The organism is Alkalicoccobacillus porphyridii, assembly GCF_007293315.1.
Taxonomy (GTDB): Bacteria; Bacillota; Bacilli; order Bacillales; family Bacillaceae_D; genus Alkalicoccobacillus; species Alkalicoccobacillus porphyridii.
The window spans coordinates 1-239 of sequence record NZ_VLXZ01000405.1 but is presented as its reverse complement, the minus strand read 5'-3'; the positions used below and the strand labels follow the sequence as shown (position 1 = coordinate 239).

Here is a 239-nt window from a genome sequence, read left to right as displayed (position 1 = left end):
GCGTAGTGCTCTCCGGTTCATGCTCTCAAATGACCAACCGCCAGGTAGCACATTACCGTCAAATTGCACCAGCCCGTGAAGTTGATGTGGCACGCTGCCTCTCAATTGAAACTCTGGCCGCTTATGCACACGAACTGGCAGAGTGGGTTCTGGGCCAGGAAAGTGTACTTGCTCCACTGGTTTTTGCCACCGCCAGCACTGACGCATTGGCAGCAATTCAACAGCAATACGGTGCACAA

1 protein-coding gene is annotated in these 239 nt (G+C 53.6%); it reads left to right on the top strand.

Features of this window, described 5'->3' with window-relative positions:
* Window positions 1-29 precede the first annotated feature (29 nt).
* The coding region (locus FN960_RS24745; protein WP_368854078.1) for a nucleotide-binding domain containing protein at window positions 30-239 on the top strand (210 nt) is incomplete at its 3' end.